The 26,397-nt window shown below is 71.7% G+C and carries 25 protein-coding genes; 13 read left to right on the forward strand and 12 right to left on the reverse strand.

Annotation, left to right across the window (positions count from 1 at the left end; genetic code table 11):
* The first annotated feature begins 530 nt into the window (after nucleotides 1–530).
* Genes AC27LF_RS16030 through AC27LF_RS16040 form a run of 3 tightly spaced genes read left to right on the forward strand, consistent with a single transcriptional unit; the run spans nucleotide 531 to nucleotide 3,096 of the window.
* On the forward strand, nucleotides 531–1,412 hold the full coding sequence (locus tag AC27LF_RS16030) for an ABC transporter substrate-binding protein (protein WP_479657570.1): 882 nt from the start codon (nucleotides 531–533) through the stop codon (nucleotides 1,410–1,412).
* Nucleotides 1,409–2,332, forward strand: a complete 924-nt coding sequence (locus AC27LF_RS16035) for an amino acid ABC transporter permease (protein ID WP_479657571.1) — start codon at nucleotides 1,409–1,411, stop codon at nucleotides 2,330–2,332. The genes AC27LF_RS16030 and AC27LF_RS16035 overlap by 4 nt, the downstream gene beginning before the upstream one ends.
* The gene (locus AC27LF_RS16040; RefSeq protein WP_479657572.1) at nucleotides 2,329–3,096 is read left to right on the forward strand and encodes an amino acid ABC transporter ATP-binding protein; all 768 of its coding nucleotides are present in this window, start codon (nucleotides 2,329–2,331) and stop codon (nucleotides 3,094–3,096) included. Before AC27LF_RS16035 ends, AC27LF_RS16040 begins: the two co-directional genes overlap by 4 nt.
* Nucleotides 3,097–3,187: 91 nt before the next feature.
* On the opposite strand, the gene aroQ is transcribed toward AC27LF_RS16040, so the two are convergent.
* Nucleotides 3,188–3,661 (reverse strand): type II 3-dehydroquinate dehydratase, encoded by a 474-nt coding sequence (gene aroQ, locus AC27LF_RS16045; RefSeq protein ID WP_351735131.1) that lies wholly within the window; start codon nucleotides 3,659–3,661, stop codon nucleotides 3,188–3,190.
* Nucleotides 3,662–4,004: 343 nt separating this feature from the next.
* Here aroQ and AC27LF_RS16050 point away from each other — a divergent pair, with 343 nt between their 5' ends.
* Entirely contained in the window at nucleotides 4,005–5,276 is a 1,272-nt protein-coding gene (locus tag AC27LF_RS16050; RefSeq protein WP_479657573.1) for an MFS transporter, read from the forward strand.
* On the opposite strand, the gene AC27LF_RS16055 is transcribed toward AC27LF_RS16050, so the two are convergent.
* The 6 genes from AC27LF_RS16055 to AC27LF_RS16080 form a co-directional block, all read right to left on the reverse strand.
* A complete protein-coding gene (locus AC27LF_RS16055; protein WP_479657574.1) occupies nucleotides 5,266–6,363 on the reverse strand; it encodes a calcium:cation antiporter in 1,098 nt (365 codons plus the stop codon). The genes AC27LF_RS16050 and AC27LF_RS16055 overlap by 11 nt on opposite strands.
* A gap of 248 nt (nucleotides 6,364–6,611) precedes the next feature.
* Nucleotides 6,612–7,616 carry a TerC/Alx family metal homeostasis membrane protein gene (locus AC27LF_RS16060; protein ID WP_479657575.1) on the reverse strand — a complete coding sequence of 335 codons (1,005 nt, stop codon included), beginning with the start codon at nucleotides 7,614–7,616 and terminating at the stop codon, nucleotides 6,612–6,614.
* Nucleotides 7,617–7,840: 224 nt separating this feature from the next.
* Nucleotides 7,841–9,859, reverse strand: a complete 2,019-nt coding sequence (locus AC27LF_RS16065; protein ID WP_479657576.1) for a TerD family protein — start codon at nucleotides 9,857–9,859, stop codon at nucleotides 7,841–7,843.
* Between the two features lie 55 nt (nucleotides 9,860–9,914).
* Nucleotides 9,915–10,493, reverse strand: coding sequence for a TerD family protein (locus tag AC27LF_RS16070; protein WP_479657577.1), 579 nt, complete (start codon nucleotides 10,491–10,493; stop codon nucleotides 9,915–9,917).
* A 160-nt stretch (nucleotides 10,494–10,653) separates the two neighbouring features.
* Nucleotides 10,654–12,807 carry an excinuclease ABC subunit UvrB gene (gene uvrB, locus AC27LF_RS16075; RefSeq protein ID WP_479657578.1) on the reverse strand — a complete coding sequence of 718 codons (2,154 nt, stop codon included), beginning with the start codon at nucleotides 12,805–12,807 and terminating at the stop codon, nucleotides 10,654–10,656.
* Nucleotides 12,808–12,847: 40 nt separating this feature from the next.
* On the reverse strand, nucleotides 12,848–13,738 hold the full coding sequence (locus tag AC27LF_RS16080; protein WP_479657579.1) for an MHYT domain-containing protein: 891 nt from the start codon (nucleotides 13,736–13,738) through the stop codon (nucleotides 12,848–12,850).
* 278 nt (nucleotides 13,739–14,016) lie between these two features.
* Here AC27LF_RS16080 and AC27LF_RS16085 point away from each other — a divergent pair, with 278 nt between their 5' ends.
* The 4 genes from AC27LF_RS16085 to AC27LF_RS16100 all read left to right on the forward strand — a co-directional run bounded on the left by AC27LF_RS16085 (nucleotide 14,017) and on the right by AC27LF_RS16100 (nucleotide 17,585).
* A complete protein-coding gene (locus AC27LF_RS16085) occupies nucleotides 14,017–14,889 on the forward strand; it encodes a glycerophosphodiester phosphodiesterase (protein WP_479657580.1) in 873 nt (290 codons plus the stop codon).
* A gap of 73 nt (nucleotides 14,890–14,962) precedes the next feature.
* On the forward strand, nucleotides 14,963–15,517 hold the full coding sequence (locus AC27LF_RS16090) for a methylated-DNA--[protein]-cysteine S-methyltransferase (RefSeq protein ID WP_479657581.1): 555 nt from the start codon (nucleotides 14,963–14,965) through the stop codon (nucleotides 15,515–15,517).
* A gap of 248 nt (nucleotides 15,518–15,765) precedes the next feature.
* Nucleotides 15,766–16,674 carry a pseudouridine-5'-phosphate glycosidase gene (locus AC27LF_RS16095; RefSeq protein ID WP_479657582.1) on the forward strand — a complete coding sequence of 303 codons (909 nt, stop codon included), beginning with the start codon at nucleotides 15,766–15,768 and terminating at the stop codon, nucleotides 16,672–16,674.
* On the forward strand, nucleotides 16,659–17,585 hold the full coding sequence (locus AC27LF_RS16100; protein ID WP_479657583.1) for a carbohydrate kinase family protein: 927 nt from the start codon (nucleotides 16,659–16,661) through the stop codon (nucleotides 17,583–17,585). The genes AC27LF_RS16095 and AC27LF_RS16100 overlap by 16 nt, the downstream gene beginning before the upstream one ends.
* 431 nt (nucleotides 17,586–18,016) lie before the next feature.
* Here the strand turns inward: AC27LF_RS16100 and AC27LF_RS16105 are convergent, their stop codons facing one another.
* The gene (locus tag AC27LF_RS16105) at nucleotides 18,017–18,811 is read right to left on the reverse strand and encodes a methyltransferase (RefSeq protein WP_479657584.1); all 795 of its coding nucleotides are present in this window, start codon (nucleotides 18,809–18,811) and stop codon (nucleotides 18,017–18,019) included.
* Nucleotides 18,812–19,026: 215 nt separating this feature from the next.
* On the opposite strand from AC27LF_RS16105, the gene AC27LF_RS16110 reads away from it, so the two are divergent.
* Complete coding sequence (locus AC27LF_RS16110) at nucleotides 19,027–20,154, forward strand: magnesium and cobalt transport protein CorA (RefSeq protein ID WP_479657585.1); 1,128 nt, start codon at nucleotides 19,027–19,029, stop codon at nucleotides 20,152–20,154.
* A gap of 24 nt (nucleotides 20,155–20,178) precedes the next feature.
* On the opposite strand, the gene AC27LF_RS16115 is transcribed toward AC27LF_RS16110, so the two are convergent.
* The 3 genes from AC27LF_RS16115 to AC27LF_RS16125 form a co-directional block, all read right to left on the reverse strand.
* A complete protein-coding gene (locus tag AC27LF_RS16115; protein WP_479657586.1) occupies nucleotides 20,179–20,613 on the reverse strand; it encodes a CBS domain-containing protein in 435 nt (144 codons plus the stop codon).
* 251 nt (nucleotides 20,614–20,864) lie between these two features.
* Nucleotides 20,865–21,497: a nucleoside/nucleotide kinase family protein gene (locus tag AC27LF_RS16120; protein WP_479657587.1), complete on the reverse strand. Its 633-nt coding sequence runs from the start codon at nucleotides 21,495–21,497 to the stop codon at nucleotides 20,865–20,867.
* Between the two features lie 106 nt (nucleotides 21,498–21,603).
* Complete coding sequence (locus tag AC27LF_RS16125) at nucleotides 21,604–21,948, reverse strand: winged helix-turn-helix transcriptional regulator (RefSeq protein ID WP_479657716.1); 345 nt, start codon at nucleotides 21,946–21,948, stop codon at nucleotides 21,604–21,606.
* Nucleotides 21,949–22,140: 192 nt separating this feature from the next.
* Between AC27LF_RS16125 and AC27LF_RS16130 the strand changes: the two genes are divergently transcribed.
* The 4 genes from AC27LF_RS16130 to AC27LF_RS16145 all read left to right on the forward strand — a co-directional run bounded on the left by AC27LF_RS16130 (nucleotide 22,141) and on the right by AC27LF_RS16145 (nucleotide 26,167).
* A complete protein-coding gene (locus AC27LF_RS16130; protein ID WP_479657588.1) occupies nucleotides 22,141–22,836 on the forward strand; it encodes an NAD(P)-dependent oxidoreductase in 696 nt (231 codons plus the stop codon).
* Between the two features lie 368 nt (nucleotides 22,837–23,204).
* Nucleotides 23,205–23,900 carry a DUF2293 domain-containing protein gene (locus AC27LF_RS16135; RefSeq protein ID WP_479657589.1) on the forward strand — a complete coding sequence of 232 codons (696 nt, stop codon included), beginning with the start codon at nucleotides 23,205–23,207 and terminating at the stop codon, nucleotides 23,898–23,900.
* Between the two features lie 139 nt (nucleotides 23,901–24,039).
* The gene (locus tag AC27LF_RS16140; RefSeq protein WP_479657590.1) at nucleotides 24,040–24,519 is read left to right on the forward strand and encodes an anthrone oxygenase family protein; all 480 of its coding nucleotides are present in this window, start codon (nucleotides 24,040–24,042) and stop codon (nucleotides 24,517–24,519) included.
* Nucleotides 24,520–24,679: 160 nt separating this feature from the next.
* Entirely contained in the window at nucleotides 24,680–26,167 is a 1,488-nt protein-coding gene (locus tag AC27LF_RS16145) for a glutamate synthase subunit beta (protein ID WP_479657591.1), read from the forward strand.
* Between the two features lie 32 nt (nucleotides 26,168–26,199).
* Here AC27LF_RS16145 and AC27LF_RS16150 read toward each other — a convergent pair whose 3' ends face one another.
* On the reverse strand, nucleotides 26,200–26,334 hold the full coding sequence (locus AC27LF_RS16150; RefSeq protein WP_479657592.1) for a hypothetical protein: 135 nt from the start codon (nucleotides 26,332–26,334) through the stop codon (nucleotides 26,200–26,202).
* Between the last annotated feature and the right edge of the window lie 63 nt (nucleotides 26,335–26,397).

Genomic DNA, 26,397 nt, shown 5'->3' on the forward strand with positions numbered 1-26,397 from the left:
GAGCGCTTGGATGCGATGTGGTGCACGGCGTGGCGTGCGGTCGCCGTCTTCGCGCTGGCGCGTGCGCGGCCCCTGCGCATGCGCCGCGTAGGCGCCTGCCATGAGTGCCGAGCGCGGGCGCTCGGTTCCTGCGCCCAGCGCACGCTCGGCCCGCGCGCCCCGCGCAAGGTGGCGGCGCGCGCCCCGTGTGATTCGTTCACACACGTCGAGGGCGCGTGCGCGCTCCCCGGAGTGCGCTGATGCGCGGTCAACTGGTAGCAGCCCCGCGCAGGATGACGGCTCCTGGGCGGGACGGGCCGTCGGCCACACCATCCCGCCCTCGGCCGGCGGCCCAGGCGGCGGACAGACGGTCACAGGCCGCCGGCCACAAGGCGGGCGCGGTCGGCCGGTCCGGGACGGCCACCGGCAGGCAAGGACGGCCGTCGGCGGGCCGGCGGCGGCGTTCACACGGTGGCAACACCCGTTCCCAGCATGCGGACAATTACCGCCATGACCTCGACAAACACGGCATTCACTGCCACTCTCCCGCCATGCATCTTGCCCCTCGCGCACTGCGCGGCGCCGTCGCCGCCGTCACAGCCCTGCTCGCCACCGCCGTCGGCTGCGCTCCGCAGCCCGAGGAGAAGGCGGCCGCCACGCCGTCCGGTTCGGCCGGGACCACCTGTGCCAAGGGCGAGTTGGACACCGAGACGCCCGGCAAGCTGACCGTCGCCACGGACGAACCCGCCTACGAACCGTGGTTCAAGGACGACGAGCCTGCCAACGGGAAGGGCTTCGAGTCGGCGGTGGCGTACGCGGTGGCCCGGCAGCTCGGCTATGACCGGGACGCCGTCGTCTGGCAGAGCGTCCCGTTCAACAAGGCCTTCGCGCCCGGGGCGAAGACCTTCGACTTCGACATCAACCAGGTGTCGATCAGCGCCGAGCGCAAGAAGGCCGTGGACTTCTCGTCCGGCTACTACGACGTGCGCCAGGCCGTCATCGCCCTCAAGGGCACGAAGGCCGCGAAGGCGACGGGCATCGCGGATCTGGCGGATCTCAAGCTGGGCGCCCAGGTGGGCACCACCAGCCTGGACTACATCGACGACGTGGTGCGGCCCAAGCGGGAAGCGGCCGTGTACGCCAAGAACGACCAGGCGAAATCCGCTCTGAAGAACGGCCAGGTCGACGCTGTCGTCGTCGACCTGCCGACCGCGTTCTACATCACGGCCGCCGAGATCACGAACGCCGAGATCGTCGGCCAGTTCGAGAACCAGGGCGGCAGCCCGGAGCAGTTCGGGCTCGTCCTCGACAAGGGCAGCGCGCTGACCCCGTGTGTCACGCGGGCCGTCGACGCGCTGCGCAAGGACGGCACCCTGGCCCGGATCGAGACGCAGTGGCTGTCCGATGCCGTCGACGCCCCCGTGCTCAAGTGACGGTCACGAAGGGCGAGTCCGGCCGTGAGGGCGCGGACGACAAGGGTCACCTGTCGGATGACCGGCCCGGCGACGGCTATGCCCCGTCGCGGCGGCGGCTCGACCGCGAGCGCCACAAGCGCGCCCGGGCCCGGCGCGCGACGGCCGTCGCGGCGCTGTCGACGCTGGCGACGGCTGCCGTCCTGTATCTGGTCGTCGTCAACGCACCGGGCTGGACGCGCACCCGGGAGACGTTCTTCAACGGGCAGTACGCGCGCGAGGCATTCCCCAAGGTCCTCGAAGGGCTGTGGCTGAACGTCCGGCTGCTGCTCGTCTGCGGCGTCGCCGTCCTGGTCCTCGGCATGCTGATCGCCGTCGCGCGCACGCTGCGCGGCCCGGTGTTCTTCCCGTTGCGGGTGCTGGCCGCCGCGTACACCGACTTCTTCCGCGGACTGCCGCTGATCATCAATCTGATGATCGTGGTACTGGGTGTTCCGGCGCTGCGGCTGCAGGGCGTGACGGTCGATCCGGTGCTGCTGGGCGGCACGGCGCTGACCCTGACGTACTCGGCGTACGTGGCCGAGGTCTTCCGCGCCGGCATCGAGTCCGTGCACCCCTCGCAGCGTGCCGCGGCACGCTCGCTCGGCCTGACCAACCGGCAGGCGCTGCGCCATGTGGTGCTGCCCCAGGCCGTGCGCCGCCAGGTGCCGCCTCTGCTCAACGACCTGGTGTCGCTTCAGAAGGACACCGGGCTCGTGTCCATCGGCGGCGCCGTGGACGCCGTGCGGGCCGCGGACATCATCGTGGGCCGCAGCCTCAACTACACGCCGTACATCGTCGCGGGACTGGTCTTCGTAGCGCTGACCATCCCGATGACCCGCTTCACGGACTGGGTGACGGCCCGGATGGACCGGCAGCGGACCCAGGGAGGCACGATATGAGCACCACGCACACGGACGGCTCCCCCGTGCTGCGCATGGAGTCCGTCCGCAAGACCTTCGGGGCCGCGGTCGTCCTGCGGAACGTGGATCTGGAGGTCGCCGCGCACACGGTGACGGCGCTGATCGGCGCCTCCGGCTCCGGCAAGTCGACGCTGCTGCGCTGCGCCAACCTCCTGGAGGAGATCGACGACGGCGCGATCTGGCTGGACGGCGAGGAGATCACCGACCCCAGGGTCGACCAGGACGCGGTACGGCGCCGTATCGGCGTGGTCTTCCAGGCGTACAACCTGTTTCCGCACATGACGGTGCTGGAGAACATCACGCTCGCCCCGCGCCGGGTGCACGGGGTGGCGCGCGCGGAGGCGGAGGAGCGCGCTGTGGAGCTGCTGGAGCGGCTTGGGCTGGGTGACAAGGCGCGGGCGTACCCGGACCGGTTGAGCGGCGGCCAGCAGCAACGGGTGGCGATCGTACGGGCTCTGGCGGTGCGCCCGCGGCTGCTGCTGCTCGACGAGATCACCGCGGCCCTCGATCCCGAGCTGGTCGGCGAAGTACTCACCGTGGTCCGCGACCTGAAGGACGACGGCATGACCATGGTGCTGGCGACGCACGAGATGGGCTTCGCCCGGGACGTCGCCGACCAGGTCTGCTTCCTGGACGACGGCGTCGTACTGGAGCGGGGCACCGCCGAGCAGGTCTTCGGGGACCCGCGGCAGGAGCGCACCCGGCGCTTCCTGCGGCGGATCGTGGAGGCGGGCCGCCTGTGAGCCACCTCCAAGGCGACGGTCAGAAGGCGACGGCCGGCTCGAAGGCGGCAGCCGGCTTCAAGACGTCGATCGGGTCTCGAACCTGTGCGTCCTAGGCATCGGTCTGTGCCGCGCCCACCAGGGCGGCGACCCGCTCCACGCCGAACACGTACCCCTGCACTCCGCACCCGGCGATGACGCCGTCGGCGCGCAGGGAGACGTACGAGTGGTGACGGAACGACTCGCGCTTGTGGATGTTGGAGATGTGGACCTCCAGCACGGGCAGGCCGTCGCAGACGTTGAGCGCGTCCAGAATCGCGACGGACGTGTGCGAGTACGCACCCGGGTTGATGACGATCCCGCAGTGGTTGAGCCGTGCCTCGTGGATCCAGTCGACGAGTACGCCCTCGTGGTTGGACTGCCGGAAGTCCACCGTGCCGCCGTGCGCCCCCGCGGCCTTGGCACACAGGGCCTCGATGTCGGCGAGGGTGTCGGAGCCGTAGATCTCGGGCTGACGCTGGCCGAGCAGGTTCAGATTGGGCCCGTTGAGGATCATGATCGGGGCGTTGGCCAGGGTGCGGGGCACGGTTCCTCCGGTCCGTTCGGGGTGGCGGTGTGTCGACGACCGCTGCTGGGACCCGGTTTACCACGGTGCGCCGACGGCGCGTTGTGCGGCGGCGGCCCGGCCGGATGCCTGTGCGCCGCGGGCGTACGCCCCCTGCATGCCCGTCGTCTTCGACGTCGACTTCGCTCGCACCGGGCCCCGTTCATGATGCGCCGTGAAGGAACGATTCGTGTCGGCGGCCCGGCCCGGCGCATCACGGTCATCTGCTGACACATGACTCACCTCCGCACGCCCCCCGTAACCAACCGTCACTGTGGGTAGCTGTCGCGGCATGCACGATGTACGCACCGTAAGGTCACCGTCCATGCTGCGGATCGCAGCCGCCTCACTCGTCGGCAGCGCGATCGAGTTCTACGACTTCTTCGTCTACGGGACCGCGGCGGCCCTCGTCCTCGGTCCGCTGTTCTTCCCGACGTTCTCGCCGCTGGCGGGGACACTGGCCGCCTTCGCTACGTTCGGCGTGGGGTTCGTGGCCCGGCCGCTGGGTTCCGTGCTGTTCGGACACATGGGGGACCGACGGGGGCGGCGGCCGGTCCTCATCGCCTCGCTGCTGCTCACCGGCGTGTCGACGGTCGCGGTGGGGTGCCTGCCGACGTACTCGACGATCGGAGTGGGCGCGCCCCTGCTGCTGCTCATCCTGCGCTTTCTGCAGGGGCTGGGGCTCGGCGGCGAGTGGGGCGGTGCTGTGCTGCTGACCGCGGAGCACGCGCCGCCGGGACGGCGGGTGCTGTGGTCGAGCTTCCCGCAGGTGGGGCCGTCGCTGGGCTTCGCGCTCGCCAACGGTGTCATGCTGGCCCTGTCGGCGTCGCTTTCGGACGCGCAGTTCGCGCAGTGGGGCTGGCGGGTGCCCTTCTGGATGGCCGGGGCGCTCGCCCTGACCGGGCTGTGGCTGCGCTCCTCGCTCACCGAGAGTCCCCGGTTCCTGGCCATCGAGGACCACGCACGCGTGCCGCTCGTCGAAGTCTTCCGGCACCACGGGCGGCTGGTGCTGCTGACGGCCGGGGCGCTCGCGGTGGGGTACGCCGTGTTCTACGCCGTGACCACCTGGGCCCTCGCCTACGGGACGGAGCGGCTTGGGGTGAGCCGCTCCGTCATGCTGACCTGTGTCATGGCAGCCGTGGTGGTGAAGGGGGCGCTGACGCCCTTCATGGCCGTGCTCGGCGACCGCTTCGGGCGGCGGCCCATGTGCCTGACCGGATGCACCGCCGCCGCCCTGTGGATGTTCCCCATGGTCGCGCTCCTGGCCACGGGGGAGCCGCTGCTCATGTTCCTCGCCTTCCTCGGTGCGCTGGTCGCGTTCATCACCATGTTCGCGGTGATCGCCGCGTATCTGCCGGAGCTGTACGAGGCCCGGCTGCGCTGCACGGGCGCCGCGGTGGGCTACAACCTCGGCGGGGTCCTCGGCGGCGCGCTCACGCCGATCGTCGCGACCGCGCTCGCCGAGCACTCGGGGCGCGTCCCCTGGGGCGTGGGCGCCTATCTGACCGGGGTGGCGCTGCTCAGCCTTTGGTGCTTCGCCCAGCTGCCGGAGACCCGTCCGGCGCCGGCGGTGACGGCCGAGCCGGTCACGGGTTGATCGCCAGTTCCAAGTAGGCCGCGAAGAGCACCAGGTGCACACCGCCCTGCAACGGCGTGGCTCGGCCCGGCACCACGGTCAGGGAGCTGACCACCACGGTCAGGGCGAGCAGCAGCATATGTGTGGAGCCGAGTCCGAGGACCAGCGGCCCGGAGAGCCAGACGGAGGCGAGGGCCACGGCGGGGATGGTCAGACCGATGCTGGCCATCGCCGAGCCCAGGGCGAGGTTCAGGCTGGTCTGCACCCGGTCACGGCGGGCGGATCGGAGCGCGGCGATCGTCTCGGGCAGCAGCACCAGCAACGCGATGATCACGCCGACGACCGCATGATGCAGGCCGGCGGCTTCCACCGCGGACTCGATGGTCGGCGACACGCCCTTGGCGAGGCCGACCACGCCTATCAGGGCCAGGCCGAGCAGACCGAGGCTGATCCAGGCGGTGCGTGCGGAGGGTGCCGCCGCGTGGTCGTCCGCGGTGATCACCTCGCCCTGGCGGGTGATCGGCAGGAAGTAGTCGCGGTGCCGGACGGTCTGGGTGGCCACGAACAGCCCGTAGAGGATCAGTGAGGAGAGCGCCGCGAAGGTCAGTTGCACACCGGAGAACTCGGGACCCGGTTTGCTGGTGGTGAAGGTCGGCAGCACCAGGCTGAGGGTCGCCAGGGTCGCGACGGTCGCGAGAGCGGCACCGGTGCCCTCCGGGTTGAAGACGGCGGTGCCGTGGCGCAGGGAGGCGACGAGGAGGCACAGGCCCACCACGCCGTTGCAGGTGATCATCACCGCGGCGAAGACCGTGTCCCGGGCCAGCGTTGAACTCTTGTCGCCGCCGTCGACCATGAGGGTGACGATCAGGGCGACCTCGATGATGGTGACGGCGATGGCGAGGACGAGGGAGCCGAAGGGTTCGCCGACCCGGTGGGCGACCACCTCGGCGTGGTGCACGGCTGCCAGGACGGACCCGGCGAGGACCACGGTCACCAGCGCGACGAGGGCACCGGGCAGACTGCGGCCCCAGGTGAAGACGAGAAGGACGACCGCGAGCACCGGCACGAGGAGCGTCCACTGAGTGAGCGACCTGAACCGATGGGTCATGCGGCGATGGTGACAGAGGCGTACAGGGTTCGCATTCCGGTCCTTTCGATGACGAGGGGGGTCGAGCGCGGCTCGGATCCCCGTCGATTCGGGATTGTCGGGTGCGTCGGCGTGAGCCCGCGTCCGTCCCGGAGCGGGCGGGAGCGCTCGGCACCCGGCGGAGCAGCGGGAGCGGTGGGCGGCCAGGCGCTGCTCACCGCTCCCCTGCTGACTGATGTGGCCCGCGCCGTGTGGCGCGTGCGCGGCGGTCAGGCGTCGACGCTGTCCTTGGGTCCTTCGCTGGGCGTCGGCGGCTGCGCCGCTTCGGCCGCCGCCTGCTTCTTGTTCGCCATCAGGCTGGTGATCGTCGTGACGATCAGGACGCCGCAGATGACGCCGAGCGAGACGGGGATGCTGATCTCCGGGACATGCACCCCGGACTCGTGCAGGGCGTGCAGCACCAGCTTGACGCCGATGAAGCCGAGGATGACCGACAGGCCGTACGAGAGGTGGACCAGCTTCCTGAGCAGTCCGCCGATGAGGAAGTACAGCTGCCTGAGGCCCATCAGGGCGAAGGCGTTGGCGGTGAAGACGATGTACGGGTCCTGCGTCAGGCCGAAGATCGCGGGGATGGAGTCCAGCGCGAACAGCACGTCCGTCGTACCGATGGCGAGCATCACGACCAGCATCGGCGTCATGACGCGCTTGCCGTTCTGCTGGATCCACAGCTTGGTGCCGTGGTAGCGGTCGGCCACACCGAACCTGCGCTCGGCCGCCTTCAGCAGCTTGTTCTCCTCGTACTCCTCGTCCTGTTCCTCCGCCCTGGCCTCCTGGATCAGCTTCCAGGCGGTCCAGATCAGGAAGGCACCGAAGAGGTAGAAGACCCAGGAGAAGCTTGCGATGATCGCGGCTCCCGCGGCGATGAAGACCGCACGCAGGACCAGGGCTATGAGGACGCCGACGAGCAGCACCCGCTGCTGGTACTGCGAGGGCACCGCGAACTTCGCCATGATCAGGACGAAGACGAAGAGATTGTCGACGCTCAGCGACTTCTCGGTGATGAAGCCCGCGAAGAACTCGCCGGACGGCTGGCCGCCGCCGAAGACGAGCAGACCGAGGCCGAAGAGTCCGGCCAGGGCGATCCAGACGACCGTCCAGATGCCGGCTTCTTTGATCGACACGTCGTGGGGTTTGCGGCCGATGAAGAAGTCGACCGCGATCAGGGCGGCGAGCCCCCCGATGGTCAGGACCCACAGGGTCACGGATACATCCACTGCGCCTCCGGTACGTGAACGGGCAAAGGGTCAGCGTCGTCGCTGCCGGAGGTCTCTTCCACCCGAGACGGGCCGACGCCCCGGGATCTGGCCTGATCCGTATTGACGGGTACGCCGCAGCAGACAGGGAGTACTCCCCTCCGTACGAAGGACAGTACCCCAATCACCAAGTAAAGGTAAAGCGATTGGCAAAAGAATGATCAAATCGCCAGGTCAGAGGCCCTTTACTTGATCTTGGTACGGGCGATGGCCACCTGAGTGAGCACGTGGTGGAGCACCTGACTGCCGGGCGGGACGAGCGACGGCTCGTACGTCCAGGCATGGCCGACCCAGGGGTCGGCGAGGTGATCGTCGGGAACCGGCGTGAGTCGCATGAGCGAACGCCACAACGGGTCCAGCAAAGGGCCGTACGCGGCGGCGTCCTGACGGTCCGCGACCATCAGCAGGTGGACGCCGACCGAGGGGCCCTCGTCCGCGAGGTAGCGCAGGCCCGTGACGGCCCGGTCGTCGAAACCGTGCGGGAAGTCGTTGACGATCAGCAACTGCCGGGCGGTGTCAATGCCGGGGGGCAACGCGTCGGCGGCGCCGCCGCGCAGCGCCATCTGCACCAGGTCGACGCGCTGGGTGAGCCCGCCCAGGACCTGCGTCACCCCCGCGGCGCCGGTCGCCGGCGGCGCGGCCAGCACGCCCGCCCGTACCAGCGGAGCGAGTTCCCGGGTCGCCGAACCGGCCGGGTCGATCACATGGGCCGCGAAGTCGCCCGCCGGATGGGCGGCGAGCAGCCGGGCCGCGACCGCCACCGCCGTCTCCATCGCTCGCTGCCGCAGCTCACCGGAGTCCAGGAACGAGACGCCCGCCGCCGCGGGACCGCTGTCGATCCACAGTCCCCGCTCCAGGGGCAGCCGCACCAGCAGCGGTATGCGCAGCGCCGGGCTCTCCGGCAGATGGAGGTCGCCCAGCCGCAGGGCCATCGGGGGCTCCGTGGGCACGCGATACCCGTGCCAGACGGGGTTGTCCCAGCGGGCGTACGCCGGCGGAAACGCGGGCTCGACGACGCCGGCCTCGGCGGTGAGCTGGGTGAGGTCGCGGTCGAGGACCGCCGCGGCCTGGTCGATGAGCTGGGCGCGCTTGGCACGGGCCGCGTCCCGCGCGGCGTCACCGGCGGAGCCGAGCCTGCTGCGCGGGTCGGACAGGATCTGGTCCAGCTCCTTCTCCATGCGGGAGTCCGCGAAGTCGACGGCGCTGCGGTACGCGGCCGTCGTCCGGGCCAGGTCCTCGAACATCCCCCAGACCTGGTTGTAAAGCCGCTCCTCAAGGGACCAGCCGGCCGCGTCGCCCGCCACGGGTGGCGCGGGCGCGCCCGGCGGGGCGGGCGGCGCCTGCGGCGGAGGCGGCGGCGCCGTCGCGTGTCCGCGGTCCGGATGGGTGTAGTCGATCGGGCTGCCGGTCGCCGCGGCGGACTGTGTCGTGCCCGTCGCCGCACCCTCGTACCCGATCTGCCCCGGCCCTGCCGGTGTCTGCGCCGCGTACGGGCTGGGCGCCTCGTACGGATGGGCGGGCCCCGGCCGCACCGGGTCGGCGGCGGCGCCGGAAGCTGAACCCGGCTGGTCGGTGCCGGACGCGGGCGCCGCGGCCCTGCGGGTGCGCTCGCCGTCCGCCGGGCGCGGCGGGGGTGCCGCGACCGACCGGGCCAGGCCCCGGGCCACCGCCTCCTGGATGCCGCCCGCGAGCTCGTCGGCCCGGGGCACCCCCAGGTCGGTGAAGAGCGCGGCGAGACCGTCCGCGTAACCCTGTCCGACGGCGCGCACCTTCCAGGCGCCCTGTCTGCGGTACAGCTCCAGGGCCACGACGGCCGACTCGGCGTCCAGGCCGGTCAGGGTGTAACGGGCGATCTCCGCGCCGTCGAGGCCGGTGACCGCGGCGCGCGGGGCGGTGACCGCGCCGAAGCGGAGCGGACCGCCCGCCCCGGAGGGCAGGGCGAGCAGCACATTGACCCGGTGCACGGCCTCGGGCAGGGCCGCCAGGTCCACGGCCAGCCGATGGTCGGCGGCGGCCTGCCCGGACACCTCGATGCCGGGCAGCGTGGGCGCGCCGGGGTGGGCGACCCACGCGCCGTCGCGCGCCTTGCCGGTCTCGTCGCTGAGCGTGGCGCCCGCCACGACCGGCACGTCGGCCGTTATCCGGATTTCGAGCCGGGCCTGGGAGAGCGGGTGGTTCTGCCCGCGTACCAGTTCGGCCGTCATCGCCATCCCCCTGTGTCGTGGTGTCGTGCGCCGCTCGTCGGTGTCGCCGGTCGTCCTACAGGTGCGGCAGGATCGCGGGCATCAGGTCCTGGAAGGTGCGGCCGTTGGCCGGGGTGCCGAGGGCGGTCATCGCCCAGCCGGCACCGGACCGGTGCACCTTGGCCATGACCTGGGCGGTGTAGGCGCCGCCGCCGGCCAGCGTGTAACGGGCGAGTTCCTGACCGTTGGTCTCGTCGACCAGGCGGCAGAACGCGTTCTGCACCTCCTGGAAGGTCTGGCCCGTGAAGGAGTTCACGGTGAAGACGATCTGGTCGATGTGCACGGGCACCCGCTGGAGGTCCACGAGGATGGACTCGTCGTCGCCGCCCTGGCCCGCGCCGCCGACGAGGTTGTCACCGGTGTGACGCACGGAGCCGTCGTCGCTCACCAGATGGCGGAAGAACACCACGTCGACGGGCTGCTTGTCGGCGAACAGCACCGCGGAGGCGTCCAGGTCGATCTCCCGTGTGCGGGAGCCGAACAGGCCCCGGCGCGGGGCCGCCTGCCAGCCGAGACCCATCCGGACCGCGGTCAGGGTGCCCCCGTCCTTCTTTTCCAGACTGATGGCCTGACCCTTGGTCATGTTGACGGTCACGGCTGCTTCCCCTCTCGGTGTTTCCCCTGTTGCCGCGGCGCCCGCGGTTGACCAGAACCCTACGCACCGGCACTGACAGTGCCGAACCCCGATCCGTGCTTTGTGTCGGTGTTGCAACACTCCGCGCACGTACCGGGGTCCGGGACGGCCGACGGCGGGATCAGGCCAGTCCCGCCTCTCTCATCTGGCGCAGCTCCTTCTTCATCTCGGAGACCTCGTCGCGCAGCCGGGCCGCGATCTCGAACTGCAGGTCGGCGGCGGCGGCGCGCATGCGCTCCGTCATCTCCTCGATCTGCCCGGCGAGTTCGGCCGCCGGGTGGTCCGTCGGCACCGCGTCCTTGGTCTTGGCCTTGCCCTTGGCGGGCTTGGCGGCCTTCGCGCCCTTGGCCGCCTTGTCGCCGAGCGACGGGACCGGGGCCTTGGCACCCTTGCCGTCCTTCACCTTGCGGTATCCGGTGCCGAGAAGCTGCTCGGTGTCGACCTCCTCGCGGGCGATCTGCGCGACGATGTCGTTGATCTTCTTGCGCAGCGGCTGTGGGTCGATGCCGTTGGCCTTGTTGAAGGCGATCTGCTTCTCGCGGCGCCGGTTGGTCTCGTCGATGGCCCGCTCCATCGCCGGGGTGATCTTGTCGGCGTACATGTGGACCTGACCGGAGACATTGCGCGCCGCGCGGCCGATGGTCTGGATCAGGGACGTCCCCGAGCGCAGGAAGCCCTCCTTGTCGGCGTCGAGGATCGCCACGAGGGAGACCTCGGGCAGGTCCAGGCCCTCACGCAGGAGGTTGATGCCGACCAGGACGTCGAACTCGCCGGAGCGCAGTTCGCGCAGCAGCTCGACGCGGCGCAGGGTGTCGACGTCGCTGTGCAGATAGCGGACCTGGATGCCGAGTTCCAGGAAGTAGTCCGTGAGGTCCTCGGCCATCTTCTTGGTGAGCGTGGTGACCAGGACGCGCTCGTCCTTCTCGGTGCGCTTGCGGATCTCGTGCACCAGGTCGTCGATCTGACCCTCGGTGGGCTTGACCACGACCTCCGGGTCGACCAGGCCGGTGGGGCGGATGATCTGCTCCACGACCCCGTCGGAGCGGGACAGCTCGTAGGCGCCCGGAGTGGCGGACAGATAGACGGTCTGCCCGATGCGCTCCTGGAACTCCTCCCACTTCAGCGGGCGGTTGTCCAGCGCGGAGGGCAGACGGAAGCCGTGCTCCACGAGGGTGCGCTTGCGGGAGGCGTCGCCCTCGTACATGGCGCCGATCTGCGGGACGGTGACATGCGACTCGTCGATCACGAGCAGGAAGTCGTCCGGGAAGTAGTCCAGCAGGGTGTTGGGCGGGGAGCCGGGCAAGCGGCCGTCGAAGTGCATCGAGTAGTTCTCCACGCCGGAGCAGGTGCCGATCTGGCGGAGCATTTCGATGTCGTACGTGGTGCGCATCCGCAGCCGCTGGGCCTCCAGGAGCTTGCCCTGCTTCTCCAGCTCGGCCAGACGCTCCGCCAGCTCCTTCTCGATGTCGTTGACGGCCCGCTCCATGCGTTCGGGACCGGCGATGTAGTGCGAGGCGGGGAAGACGTACAGCTGCCGGTCGTCGCTGATGATCTCGCCGGTGAGCGGATGGAGGGTGGACAGCGCCTCGATCTCGTCGCCGAACATCTCGATGCGGACGGCCAGTTCCTCGTACACCGGGAAGATCTCGATGGTGTCGCCGCGGACCCGGAAGGTGCCGCGGGTGAACGCCATGTCGTTGCGCGTGTACTGGATGTCCACGAAGCGGCGCAGCAGATCGTCGCGGTCGATCTCGTCGCCCACCCGCAGGGGGACCATCCGGTCCACGTACTCCTGTGGCGTGCCGAGGCCGTAGATGCAGGAGACCGAGGCGACCACGACGACGTCGCGGCGGGTGAGCAGCGAGTTGGTCGCGGAGTGCCGCAGGCGCTCCACCTCCTCGTTGATCGAGGAGTCCTTCTCGATGTAGGTGTCCGACTGCGGGACGTATGCCTCGGGCTGGTAGTAGTCGTAGTACGAGACGAAGTACTCGACCGCGTTGTTCGGGAGCAGTTCGCGGAACTCGTTGGCCAGCTGGGCGGCCAGTGTCTTGTTCGGCGCCATCACGAGTGTGGGGCGCTGAAGCTGCTCGATCATCCACGCCGTGGTGGCGGACTTGCCGGTGCCGGTCGCGCCCAGCAGGACGACGTCCTTCTCACCGGCCCCGATGCGCTTGGCCAGGTCGGCGATGGCCGTCGGCTGGTCGCCGCTGGGCTGGTAGGGGCTGACGACCTCGAAGGGCGCCACCGTGCGTTCGATGTGGGAAACGGGCCGCATGCCATCCACGGTACGACCCCGCACTGACAACGGGCTCCGGTCAGCGGTTCTGCGGGGTGCGGGAGCTGTGGTGTCCCGGCTGGTCGGCCCTCTGGTGGATGCGCCGCGGGCCGGCCGGGACCTCCGGGCGACGGCGCGGGTGCGGGGCGAGCGCGCCGGCGGGGACGCCGGGTTTGCGCTCCTGCGGGGGCCGGGCGGGCCTGCCCGCGATCATCAGCGGGTCGACCATCACGACGACGCCCGCGATCAGGAGGAAGACGAGAGGTCCGATCAGCATGGGCGCGAGCAGGACCGCGGACGAGGAATCCCCGGAGGCCGTGGCGGAGCCGTGCAGGTGCACGGTGAGGGCCGCCATGCCGGTGTAGTGCATGCCGCTGACCGCGAGTCCCATGACGAGGCTGGCGCCCACGCTCCACAGGAAGCCGCGGACCTGTCCCGCGGCCCACAGGGCGGTGGTGGCGGCCACGACCGCTATCACGACGGAGGCGGCGACGGTGACGGTGTTGTACTCCAGGCTCCCGTGCAGGCGCATGCCCGCCATGCCGAGGTAGTGCATCGAGGCGATGCCCAGGCCGGTGATCGTTCCGCCGGTGAACAGCGCGGTTCCGGTGGCGCCGCGGTAGCCGACGATGAAGATCCCGACGCCGACCATGACGATGGCGATGCCGAGGCTGGCGTACGTGATCGGTCTGTCGAAGTGGACCGGGGCCTCCGCGACGGTGAATCCCATCATGGCGACGAAGTGCATGGTCCAGATGCCGGAGCCGATGGCGGCGGCGCCCAGGGCGAGCCACGCGGGGCGCCTGGAATGGGACACCAGCAGGGACCGGGTCGTGCAGCGCAGACCGAGGGCGCCGCCGAGGCAGGCCATCAGGAAGGCCACCAACGGGGTGACGGCCCCGTAACTGAAGTCGTCGACCGTGCCCTGCATGCGCGGCTGCCCTTCCGCCTTCTCGCGTCCCGGATGATCTGATGTGCGCCCCCGTCCCAGGACCGCTCGGGCGGTCAGGGTTGTCGCAGAGAGTATGACCCCACCGGAACGGACGAACGATTTTCCGGCAAAGAAACACGCCCTTGCCCCACTTGTGCGGCACCGGTGAGCAGCCACGGGCATCTCGGTCCAAACTGTGCTCATCCTGTATCGCGCCGCCGTCCACTCTCTGCTGTCACCCTAGTGCTGTCCGTATTCGTCCGTCGCGAGGAGCACGCATGCACGCGCGCGTCATTGCCGTCATGGCCGTCGCGCTCCTGGGGGCCGCCGCCCTGGTGACGCCCACCCGCGACGCCCGGGCCGGCGGCGCCGGCGGCCAGGTCACGGTCGTCGCCCACCGGGGCGCCTCGGCCCACGCCCCGGAGAACACCCTGCCCGCCGTCGACGAGGCGGCCCGAAGGGGCTTCACCTGGGTCGAGAACGATGTGCAGCGGACGAAGGACGGCGAACTGGTCGTCATCCACGACGACAGCCTGGCCCGCACCACGAACGCCGAGGAGGTGTTCCCGGACCGGGCACCCTGGAAGGTGAAGGACTTCACCGCGGCCGAAATCGCCCGCCTGGACGCGGGCAGCTGGTTCGGACCCGCGTACGCGGGCACGCGCGTGCCGACGCTCAAGGAGTACATGCGCCGGGTCGACCACCACCACGAGAAGCTGCTCCTGGAGATCAAGAGTCCCCAGCTGTACCCGGGCATCGAGCGGGAGACCCTGAAGCTCCTCGGCAACGAGGGCTGGCTGGACCGGCAGCACCTCGGCCGGCTCGTCGTGCAGAGCTTCAGCGCGGACAGCCTGCGGATCGTGCACGACCTGAAGCCGGGCCTCACGACCGGCTACCTCGGCACGCCACCGGCGGCGGACCTGCGCGCCTACGCCGGCTTCGCGGACCTGATCAACCCGTCCTACGCGTCCGTCTCCAGGAACTACGTCGCCACCGTGCACTCCTACGACGGGCCGCACGGCAGGCCGCTCGCGGTGTTCGCCTGGACCGTCGACGACGCGCCGACCGCCCGGAAAGTCGCCGGGTACGGCGTCGACGGCATCATCACGAACCGGCCCGAGGTGGTGCGGCAGGCGCTGAGCGCGCCCTGAGTCCCCGCGGCGGAACGGCTCCGGACCGACCGACGGCGGGGCGTTGTCAGTGGCGGGTCGTACGGTGGGGCGCATGGACAGCCATGGGCAGGACGAGCAGCGGGTGGTGTGGGCCGTCGTGGGCACCGACATCGGTCCGCTACTGCTGGCGGCGACCGGAAACGGCCTGGTCAACGTCGTTTTCCACGCGACCGACGGGGTGCGCGACCGGGCACTGGAGCGGCTGGCGGCCCGGCTGGGCACCGAGCCCGTCGAGGCACCCGGTTCACCGCTGCTGGCCGAGGCGATACGCCAGATCGAGGCGTACTTCGCGGGGAGACGGCATGACTTCGAGCTGCCGCTGGACTGGTCGCTGATCTCCGGCTTCAACCGGCAGGTGCTGCGCGAACTGGCGTCCGGCGTCCCGTACGGCACGGTCGTCGGATACGGCGATCTGGCCGGGCGGGTCGGTCAGCCGGGGGCGGCGCAGGCGGTGGGCACGGCCATGGGCTCCAATCCGCTGCCGGTCGTCGTGCCCTGTCACCGGGTCGTGGAGAGCGACGGCGGGATCGGCGGGTTCGGCGGCGGTCTGGAGACCAAGCGGAAGCTGCTCGCCCTGGAGGGCGTGCTGCCCGAGCCCCTGTTCTGACGGTCCTGCGCCGCGGTCGGTACGCCCTTGTGCGGGCACGGTGAGGGACGGGCCGGGGCCGGCGCGGTGCCGTCCTCTCCAGCACGTCGGGGTCCCGGGAGCAGAACCGGTGCGGTGCCCTTGCCGCGAGCGCCGTCGGAGTCGGTCCTAGCAGGCTGGTGGCGGCCCCTCCGCGGGGCCGCGAGCGTTTAGCCCGCCGTGCGGCTCGCCAGGGATGAGGCAGGGACCGAGTGACAGGAGGCAGGCGCGTGGTGCTGATGGTGGCGGAAGAAGTACGGGAGGCGATCGCCGCGCGTCGTCCCGTGGTGGCCCTGGAGTCCACGATCATCGCGCACGGGCTGCCGCGCCCACGCAATCTCCGGGTGGCGCGGGAGCTTGAGGAGGCGGTACGGCGAGAGGGTGCCGTGCCCGCCACCATCGCCGTGCTGGACGGGCGTCCCCATGTGGGTCTGGACAAGGAGCAGTTGGAGCGGATCGCGAACGAGGAGGGCCTGCGCAAGCTGGGCCATCGCGACCTGCCGCCGGCCGTGGCGGCGGGGGCGAGCGGGGCGACCACGGTGTCGGCGACCGCGCTGCTGGCGGCACATGCCGGCGTCCGGGTGTTCGCGACGGGCGGGCTGGGCGGCGTGCACCGGCAGTGGACGGTGACGCAGGACGAATCCGCGGACCTGGGCCTGCTGGCGCGTACCCGGATCACGGTGGTGTGCGCGGGGGTGAAGTCGATCCTGGACGTGCCGGCCACCCTGCAGCGGCTGGAGACGCTGGGGGTCGCGGTCGCCGGGTACGGCACGGACCGCTTCCCCGGCTTCTATCTGTCCGACTCCGGACACCCCGTGGACTGGACGGTGCGCAGCCCGGAGGAGGTGGCGCGGGTCATGCGCGCCCAGGACGCTCTGGACGGTCCGGAGTCCGCGTTGATCGTCGCGAATCCCGTGCCGGAGACGGAGCAACTGGATCCCGCGACGCACGCGCGGGTGCTCGCCGACGCGCTGCGCGCGTGCGAGCAGGAGGGGATCACCGGGCAGGCGGTCACGCCGTTCCTGCTGGACTACCTGGTCCGGCACACCGACGGTGCCTCGCTGAGCGCCAATCTGGCGGCCGTCCGCGGCAATGTGCGGCTGGCGGCACGGATCGCGGCGGCGTGGTCCCGGGGGTGACAGCGGGGCGGACGGGGGCGCTGCTGGTCGTCGGGGACGTCGTCACCGATGTCGTGGCCCGGCACCGGGGCCCGCTCGCGGCCGGCACCGACACGGCGGCGGCGATCCGGACGCTGCCCGGCGGGGCGGGCGCCAATGTGGCCTGCTGGGCCGCTGCGGAGGGCTGCGCCGATGTGCGGCTGCTGGGGCGGGTGGGTGCGGACGCGGCGGCGTGGCACGAGCGGGAACTGGTGTCGGCCGGAGTGCGTCCGCGGCTCGTACTCGACGCGGAGGCGGCGACCGCGACGGTGATCTGCCTCGTGGACGCGGGCGCCGCGGCCGAGCGCACCTTCCTCACGGACAGCGGCGCGTCGCTGCGGCTCGAACCGGCCGACTGGTCGGACGGGCTGCTCGACGGGGTCGCCTGGCTCCATCTGTCCGGCTATCTGCTGTTCTCCGAGCCGAGCCGGGCGCTGGCTGCGGTGGCCCTGCGGGCGGCACGCGCGCGTGGGGTGCCGGTGAGCCTGGATCCGGCATCGGCGGGGTTCCTCCGGGACTTGGGGGTGGACCGCTTCCTGGCGTTCGCCGAGGGCCTGGACGTCCTGCTGCCCAGCCGGGACGAGGCGTGCCTGCTGACGGGCCTGGCCGATCCGGCGGACGCCGCGGCCAAGCTGAGCCGTCTCGTCCCGCTGGTGGTGGCCAAGCTCGGTGCCGACGGGGCGTTGGTGGCCCGGTACGGCGAGGTGCTGGCCCGGGTTCCGGCCGCGCCGGTGACGCCCCGGGACACGACGGGCGCGGGTGACGCGTTCACCGGCGCCTTCCTGGCCGCCCTCCTCGCGGGTGCGGGTGCCGAGGACGCGGTGGCGCGGGGGTGCCGGGCGGGTGCCCGTGCGGTGGGGCGGGTGGGCGGCCGGCCACCGGCGCGCGCATGACCGCGACGCGGTCTTGAGCCGCGGCAGATTCCTGGCGGCGGCGCTGGCGCGGACCGGCCGTGGCGCGGCGGTGTATGCGAAGCGGCGGACCCGCGGGACGTCCCGCCGCTCGGGCGCGGCGATACCGGTGACAGGCCGGAGAGGCGCGACAGCGCGGGGGCCGTGGGGCACGCGGGGCAATGCCGTCGGCGCGGGACGGCAGGCATCGTGCGGGACGGAAGACGCGGCGCGAGGCGGCAGGCATCATGCGGGACGGAAGGCCCCCGTACGGCGCGCTGTCTCGCGCGTGCAATTACGTCTGGCCCGGCGCAATACGCTTCGTGCGGCGCAGCGAACGCAGACGGCGGCCCAGGGCGGTTCGATGTCGCGGACGGGCGGATACAGCGGTCGTCGGGTGCGGCAGTGCGGGTCGGTCCGGTCTATGTCTTGCTCTATGCCTTGCGTCCCCACGCCGAGATCATCGGTGCCGTGGCCAGGTCCATGCCGCCCGCGGCGACGTTGGCGAGGTGCTGGTCGATGTCCTCGTCGGTGGCCAGTCCCGCGGCGACGAGCCGGTCCCGGATCTGCCGCACGGTGGCGGACTCCAGCGCCGCGCAGGCGGGCGAGGTGAGCGGAAAGTACGCGTCGGCCTGCACGCCGCGCAGTCCGGCCTCGCGCAGCAGGCGCGGGAGCCTGCGGCCGTAGGACAGGTCGGCGCCGCGCTCGGCGAGCAGGCTGCGAAAGCCCTTGCGCAGCCGATTGGCGAGCTGCTGCTCGGGGCCGTACTCGTCCGGGCAGATGAGGGGCTGGAGCGCCGGGTCGGCGTCCTCGATCAGGAGACCTCCGCCGGGCCGCAGCGCCTGGACCATCGAGCGCAGCGCCCGGTCCCGGTCCGGGACGTGTACGAGGACCAGACGGGCGTGTACCAGGTCGAACCCCTCCCCTGGCGGCTCCTGCGCGCCGACGTCGTGGACGCGCACCTCGACGTGCGGACGGGCGGCCGGGAGGAGCAGTGAGGTGTCGATGTCGGTGGCGACGACCTTGCCGGTCGGGCCGACCTTCTCGGCCAGCCAGGACACCACCGAGGTACCGCCGGCGCCGACCTCCCAGCAGCGCCGGCCGGGCCCCAGCCCGAGGTCGGTCAGGTGCCGGAAGGTGGTGGGGTCGAAGAGGGTGGCGAAGGCGTCGAAACGCTGCCCTGCCTCGTGCTGCCGGTTGTCGAGGAGATAGCCGTCGGGTTGTGTCATGCCGCGATCATCCCAGTCGGCCCGCCGCTCGATCGAGGATGGTCGACGCTCCGGCGCGACGAGCGGCCCGCCACGGCCGTGACGGCTTGTCCACAGGCGGGAACCAAGCGGAATGCGCCGTTCCCACAGGCTTGCCCGCGTATCGCGCCGGGCTGGCAGACTTTCTGGTCAAGGCGCGACAGCACGGCGCGAGGAGTACAGACAGGGGGATCCGGATGTCCATGGCAGGGAATCTGCGCAAGGTCAGGGACCTGAGCGGGATGGGCCGCCTGCGCAAGGTCGCGCGGCTGGCCCGGAGGCGACCGCGCGTCGATCTGAGCCACCCCGCCCGGTCACCGCTGGGCTCCTCGGTGGTCAACTGCGTGACGTACCGGGACGGCACCCGGGTCTCCGGCGGCGGCGACCTGGTCGACACCGTGGAGCGGATACGCAAGAGCGGCGACGGATTCGTCTGGCTCGGGCTGCACGAGCCGACGGACGCCGAGTTCGCCGGCGTCGCCGAACTGTTCGACCTGCATCCGCTGGCGGTCGAGGACGCGGTGGAGGCCCATCAGCGTCCGAAGCTGGAACGGTACGGGGAGACGCTGTTCGTGGTGTTCAAAACGGTCTGCTACGTCGGGCACGAGGAGCTGACGGCGACGAGCGAGGTAGTGGACACCGGCGAGATCATGGTGTTCCTCGGCCAGGACTTCGTGATCACGGTGCGGCACGGACGGCACGGCTCGCTGGGACCGCTGCGCGAGGAGCTGGAGTCGCAGCCCCGGCAGTTGGCCAAGGGCCCGGCGGCGGTGCTGCACGCGATCGCGGATCATGTGGTGGACGAGTATCTGACCGTGACGGACGCGCTGCAGTCCGACATCGACCAGGTCGAGACCGATGTGTTCGCGGAGAACGGGGCGCGGGTCGACCCCGGGCGTATCTACCAACTGAAGCGTGAACTCCTCGAACTGAAGCGGGCGGTGGTGCCACTCGCCCGTCCGGTCGAGGACCTGGCCACACGGCCGATCCGGGTGGTCGACCTGGAGATACAGGCCTACTTCAGGGACGTCCTCGACCACTTGATACGGGCGAAGGAGCAGATCGCCTCCTTCGACGAACTGCTCAACTCGATCCTCCAGGCCCATCTGGCACAGGTGACGGTCGCGCAGAACGAGGACATGCGGAAGATCACGGCCTGGGCCGCGATCATCGCCGTACCGACGATGGTGTGCGGGGTCTACGGCATGAACTTCCACCACATGCCGGAGCTGCGCTGGCGATTCGGCTATCCGCTGGTCATCGGGGTGATATCCATCGCGTGTCTGACGCTGTACCGAGGGTTCAGGCGCAACGGCTGGCTGTGACCGGCCCGGGGCCGGATCCGGGCGTCAGTGACCGGGCGGCGTGGTCCGGGCGTAGACGCTCTCGGTGAAGGCGGCGATCTGGTCCTCCCTGAGGTGTTCGGCGAGGTCGGCCTCGCTGATCATGCCGACCAGACGCTTGTTCTCGATGACGGGCAGGCGGCGGATCTGGTGCCCCCGCATCTCCTGGAGCACTTCGCCGACGTCGGCGCTCGCCTCGATCCAGCGGGGCGTGCCGTGGGCCATCTGCCCTGCGGTGATCTTGGCGGGGTCGTGGCCCATGGCCACACAGCCGACCACGATGTCGCGGTCGGTGAGAATGCCGCAGAGCCGTTCGTTCTCGTCGCTGATGGGCAGCGCCCCGACGTTCAGCTCGCGCATCAACTGGGCGGCGCGGTCCAGGGTCTCGTGGGCGGGGATCCACTGGGCGCCACGGTGCATGATGTCTCCGGCGGTGGTCATGGTGCACCTCCCGGTACCGGACTGGCCGGCGCGGCGCGGGAAACACCGCTGGTCCCGGCGGCCTTCATTCTCCCGCGCACGGCCCGGTCTCCGCACCCGCAGACGCGAGCCGCGCTCCCCTCTCGGCCCGGAGCGCGGGCCGCGCCCGCCGCAGGTGGAAGGGCCGTGGTCAGAAGGTCCACGCGCGGAGGGCCCGCACGGGGAAGCACACGAAGAAGGCCCGTGCCGGGAAGGCCCGTGTGCGGGGTGGTTCAGCCGTTCCAGGCGGGGTGCCGGGGGTCGTCGGCGCGGACCAGGACGTCGGCCGTCGTGGCGGGGTCGGTCTCGTCCGCGTACCGCTCGAAGGCGGGCAGCGTCCAGTGGTCCGCCTCGGGGGTGCGGCGGCGCAGGGCGCCCGGTGAGAGGAGGACATGGACGGTCAGGTCGAAGGGAAACCAGTGCCGCAGAAGGAGCGGACCGTGCAGCAACAGCAGCCCGCCGGGCGGGAGTCGGACATAGGAACTGCGGGTGGCCCGGTCGGTGGCCGGGTCCCACAGGTCGGGCAGGACGCGGCCGTCGCCGCCGGGTTCGAGCGGGCCGAAGACCTCACGCCACAGTGCCGCGGTGTCGAACCAGCCGCTGTAGTAGGACTCCACGTCCCGGTGACCGTGTTCCAGCCGGACGGAGGCGGGGCGCAGGAATCCTTCGGCGCCCACGACGAGCGAGGGACGGCCGCGTACCCGCAGCGCCTGCGCGACCCGCTCCGCGAGGTCGCCGGGGCGGGCGGCCGAGGCGCCGTCGAAGGCGACGCGCGGCCAGGAACCGCCGTCCGCGGGCCGGACGTCGAGCAGCCGCTCGGCCAGCCGTTCGGCGAGCCGGTCCCAGGTGATCGCTTCGAGTCGCACGGGCCCATGATGCCGTGCCGGGCCGACCGCACCGGCACGGGACCGGCCAGGGCCGGTCCTGGCGTCCTGTCGCGAGGTCCGGCGGGCCGTGTGGGGCCGGTGGTGGTCAGGAGAGCCGTTCGTGGGCGCGGCGGGCGGCGAGGAGGGCCGGCAGATGCGCCTCGCTCCAGGCGCGGGCGGCATCGAGGAGAGGGATCAGGGTGCGACCGAGAGGGGTGAGGGCGTATTCGACACGAGGCGGGTTCTCGTCGTATGTGGTGCGGGTGAGCAGACCGTCGCGTTCCATCGCGCGCAGGGTCTCGCTGAGGACCTTGGGGGTGATCGCCCGGAGCGGGACGCGGAGTTCGCCGAAGCGGCGCGGGCCGCCTTCGAGACAGCGGATCACCATGCCGGACCATTTGTCGCCGATCCGGAACGGCATCGCCGAGGACGGGCAGACGGGGTCGAACATGTCGGGATCGAGCGGGAGGTGGTCAAGCGGGACGTGGTCGAGCGGGGTGTGGTCGAGCGGGGTCGGCCGCTCGCGGTCCGTCGCTTCGGTCATCCGTCGAGGGTAGCGCCGATACCGTTGAAGTAACCGGGGTCCCGGCCCCTAACGTCCAGGTCAGCACGCGAAACCGCGGTGCGGACAGGGAGGTTGGGCATGGGCGGGAGCAGGGACGGGATCGTCGTCTTCGGAGCCGGCGGGCGGGCCGGGCGGGCGGTCACGGCGGAGGCGCGCGGCCGTGGGTACGAGGTGACGGCGGTGGTGCGGGATCCGGCGCGGTATCCGGATCTCGCCGTGGACGGGGTGACCGTCGTGCGCGGGGATGTCACCGATCGCGGTTCGGTGGCCGACGTCGTGGGCGGGCGGGTCGCCGCCGTGCATGCGGTGTCCCCGTTCAGCGGTCCCGAGCAGGGGTTCGACACGCTTGACCCGGAGTTCTTCGTGAAGGCGGCGGACGCGCTGCTCGGTGGCCTCGCCGCCACCGGGGTGGGCCGCCTGGTGGCCATCGGGCTGGGCGCCAATCTGCTCGGCGTGGACGGCCGGCCGCTGATGGATGATCCCGGGGCGTTCCCCGCGGAGGTACGGCCGTTCGCGCTGGCGCACACCGCGGGGCTCGAACGACTCCGTGAGCACCGTGCCGGGGCGGTCGACTGGGTGATGCTCACGCCGGCCGGGTACCTGGAGCACGGCGGGGTGCGGACCGGGCGATACCGGGTCGGCGGGGAGCGGCTGCCCGACGGTGACGCCTGGTTGTCGTACGCGGACCTCGCGGTGGCGGTCGTCGACGAGATCGAGGCCCCGGCGCGGCACCGCACACGCGTCTCGGTGTTCAACCTCCGCGCGGACGAGTGAACCCGCCATCGCCGGGATGCGGAGCCACCCCTCCAGACGGACGCGGGAACCCGCCATCGCGGCGATGCGAGGGGCGACGCCTCCGCCAAGACACGGGAACCCGCCCTCGCCGGGACACGGAGCCACCCCTCTCCACACGGACGCGGGAACCCGCCATCGCGGCGATGCGAGGGGCGACGCCTTCGCCCAGACGCGGGAGCCCGCCCTCGCCGGGATGCAGGGTCCCCTCTCCGCACGGACCCGGAGTCCGCCATCGCCGGAATGCGGGAAGCCACCTCTTCGCCCAGACGCGGGAACCCGCCATCGTCGGGATGCGGGGGCGCGCTGAGGCACGGGAGAAGCGGGGGTGGGAGGGGAAGGTAGCGGGTATGGCGCGTCTTGCAACTCACCCGTCGTCCAACGGACTTCTCGTGATCCAGCCGCTGCGGCGCAAGCAGTGTGCCGCGTGCCGTCGCGGGCCGTTGTCGCTGCTCGTGTCCGAGGACGGGGTGCCGCGCTGCCTCGACTGTGCCGACCTCGGTCATCTGGTGTTCCTGCCGCGCGGCGACACCGCGCTGACGCGCAGGTCGCGGGAGGAGAGCGGGCTGTCGGCGGTGGTGGTGCGGTTCAACCGGCGCAGGAGCCGGTACGAGCGGCAGGGTGTGCTCGTCGAGGAGGCGGCCCTGGCCCGGGCGGAGGAGCGGTGCCTGGCCGACGCGGAGGCGCGAAGACGGCGCCGGGCCCGGGACGCGCGGCGCCGGGCGGCGCAGGACGCCCGGTTCGCGCAGGCGTTCGCGGCGGAGATCCGGCGGCTGTTTCCCGGGTGCCCGGCCGACAGGGCGGAGGCGATCGCCGGGCACGCGTCCGCGCGGGGCAGCGGGCGGGTGGGGCGCAGTGCGGCGGGGCGGTCGCTGTCCGAGGGCGCGGTGGTCTCGGCGGTCGTGGCGGCCGTGCGGCACCTGGACACGCCGTACGACCGGCTGCTGATGAGCGGGGTGCCGCGGCAGGATGCGCGGCGGCGGATCGCGGCGGCCGTGGAGTCGGTGCTGCGCGGGTGGCGGGGGGCCGGGGCGGACGTGGGGTGAGTCCGGCGGGGTGGGGCGGCTGGACGCTCGCGCATGCGCTCGCGCGTCACGGCGATGGCCCGGGTTTCGCAGGGGGAATTCACTGGGGCGACGGCGGGTGCCGGGTGGACCCGGTTCGAGGCGGGGAGTGGATGAGGACATGATCGACGGGCCGTACTTCGTGCTGATCGTGCTGGGGGTGCTCGGTACCGGGCTGGTGGCCGGGGTGTTCTGCGGGTTCTCCACGTTCGTCATGCGCGGGCTGGGCGCGTTGCCTCCCGCGCAGGGCGTGGCCGCGATGAACGCGATCAACGTGGCCGCGGTGACGCCCGCGTTCATGCTGGTGTTCGCGGGGTCCGCGGTGCTGTGCGCGATGATCGCCGTGGTGACGTTCGTGCTGTGGCCGGACGACGGCAAGGTGGAGTTGCTGCTGGGCAGCGCGCTGTTCCTGTTCGGTTCGTTCGGGCTGACCCTGGCCGCGAACGTGCCCCGCAACGACACCCTGGCCGGGTTGGAGCCGGGCAGCCCGGAGGCCGCCGCGTACTGGCCGACGTATGTGCGCGAGTGGACCATGTGGAACCACGTCCGCACGGGAGCCTCGGCCGCCGCCGCTGTGGTGTATGTGCTGGCGCTCACCTGAGTGCGGCCGGGGGCCGCCTGTGTGGGTCCGGGGGCGGGCAGGCTGCGCGGGAAGGGGCCGTCGGCGGCCCTGCGGGGGCGGCCGGGGGGACGTATCGTGGCGGCAGGAGTGCCGCCCGAAGACGCTTGGCCCGTCGTACGCGTAGGCAAGGAAGACGACCATGGCCGACCCCAAGGGTTTCATGACCACGCCGCGCGAGGAGTGGCCGCGTCGGCCCGTCGAGGAACGGGTCAGGGACTGGGACGAGGTGTACGTCCCGGGGGCGTTGCTGCCCATCATCAGCAAGCAGGCCGACCGGTGCATGGACTGCGGCATACCGTTCTGTCACGAGGCATGTCCGCTGGGGAACCTGATCCCCGAGTGGAACGATCTGGTGGCGCGCGAGGACTGGCGGGTGGCCGCCGACCGGCTGCACGCCACGAACAACTTCCCCGAGTTCACGGGCCGGTTGTGTCCGGCGCCGTGCGAGGCGGGGTGCGTGCTCGCGATCAATCAGCCGGCGGTGACCATCAAGAACGTCGAGTGCGCCATCGCCGACCGGGCCTGGCAGGAGGGCTTCACCCCGCCCCGGCCGCCGGACCGGCTGTCGGGGCGGACGGTCGCGGTGATCGGATCGGGCCCCACGGGGCTCGCCGCGGCACAGCAGCTGACCCGGGCCGGGCACACGGTCGCCGTGTACGAGCGGGACGACCGGGCGGGCGGGCTGCTGCGGTACGGCATCCCGTCGTTCAAGATGGAGAAACGTCACCTGGAGCGGCGGCTGGAACAGATGCGCGCCGAGGGCACCAGGTTCCGTACGTCGACGCTGGTCGGGCGGGACATCGGGGCGGACGAGCTGCGGACGCGCTATGACGCCGTGGTGATCGCCACGGGGGCCACGGCGTGGCGGGAACTCGCCGTGCCGGGGCGGGAGTTGGCGGGGATCCACCAGGCGATGGAGTATCTGCCGCTGTCCAACCGGGTGGGCGAGGGCGATCTGACGGTCTCGCCGCTGTGCGCGGCGGGGAAGCACGTCGTCATCGTGGGCGGCGGCGACACCGGTGCGGACTGTCTGGGCACGGCGGTCCGGGACGGCGCCGCGTCCGTGACCCAGTTGGACATCTACGCCCAGCCGGGCGCCGAGCGGGACGCGGACGCCGAGCCCTGGCCGACGTATCCGAAGATCTACCGGCTGTCGGCCGCGCACGAGGAGGCGCGCGATCTGGTGACGGCGCCGGCGGCCGACGCGGACGCGCGGCTGTTCGCGGCGTCGACGCTGCGTTTCACCGGGGACGAGAGCGGCCATGTGCGGTCGCTGCATCTGGTGGAGGTGGACGCGGCACGCCGGCCGCTGCCGGGCACCGGACGGAGCCTGCCCGCGGACCTGGTGCTGCTCGCGCTCGGCTTCTCCGGGCCCGACCGTACGGACGGGCTGATCGACCAGCTGGGGCTGGCGATGGACGCGCGCGGCACGATCGCCCGGGACGCCGGTTTCGCGACCGGCGTCCCCGGCGTGTTCGCCGCCGGGGACGCCGCGCGCGGACAGTCGCTGATCGTATGGGCGATCGCGGAGGGCCGGGCGGTGGCCGCGGCGGTGGACCGGTATCTGACGGGGAGTTCGCGGCTGCCCGCGCCGATATCGGCGTACGACCGGCCGATGGCGGTGTGAGGGCCGGCCTGCGCCGGCCCTCCCCCGCTGCCTTACGGGTGCGGGCGGTACCCCCGTTCGTCGGCGGTGTGGTCGTGTGTGCCGTGGCGGTTCCGGTCGTATGCGCGCGCGGGGTGCGGGCTGCCGGTGTCGGTCTCGATGGCGGTGACGGGGTTCTGCCCGGTCATGGGGCACTCCGTAAGCGGCGGACGCGGTGGGTGATCAAGTCAGTACCGGAACAGGGAAGTCGA

The organism is Streptomyces diversicolor (genome assembly GCF_057537855.1).